The sequence below is a fragment of the Robertmurraya mesotrionivorans genome (assembly GCF_050971805.1).
GTDB lineage: Bacteria > Bacillota > Bacilli > Bacillales > Cytobacillaceae > Robertmurraya_A.
Window position 1 is genome coordinate 1 of sequence record NZ_JBPCCH010000063.1, and the last position, 537, is coordinate 537.

Below are 537 nucleotides of genomic sequence, written 5' to 3' on the forward strand. Positions count from 1 at the left end.
CATATCGGTGTTAGTCCCGTCCTTCATCGGCTCCTAGTGCCAAGGCATCCACCGTGCGCCCTTTCTAACTTAACCTATCGAAAAAATATGAGCTTCACATCTCTTCGTCATCTCACTCGTCAACATCCTCACGTACGTTAAAGTACGCTCCGGTATCTCCTCATTCGATTCCTCGACCTGTTCGCTCCTCTTTTTTCTTTAGTTACTCTCATTTAATAGAGAGAAAACCTAAAATGGCGATACTCAGTTTCTTTCTTGACTTTTATACTTTATCTAGTTTTCAAAGAACAACGTTTGATGGAGGGTTATTTTGCTGTCGCAAAAAAGGAAGTTTATTTTACTGTCGTAAAAAAACTAATTAAACCATCAAAACTGAACAAGAACAAATCGTCACGTCTGTATATTATGGCAAGTTCCGGCTATTGCCTTCACTTTGCATTTTCCTTAGAAAGGAGGTGATCCAGCCGCACCTTCCGATACGGCTACCTTGTTACGACTTCACCCCAATCATCTGTCCCACCTTAGGCGGCTGGCTCC

2 rRNA genes are annotated in these 537 nt (G+C 42.5%); both read right to left on the reverse strand.

The features are described 5' to 3' along the window. Nucleotides 1–75: ribosomal RNA gene (locus tag ACRX5O_RS25285) — 23S ribosomal RNA — on the reverse strand; the annotation flags it as partial. A 373-nt stretch (nucleotides 76–448) separates the two neighbouring features. After that, nucleotides 449–537, reverse strand: a 16S ribosomal RNA gene (locus ACRX5O_RS25290); the annotation flags it as partial.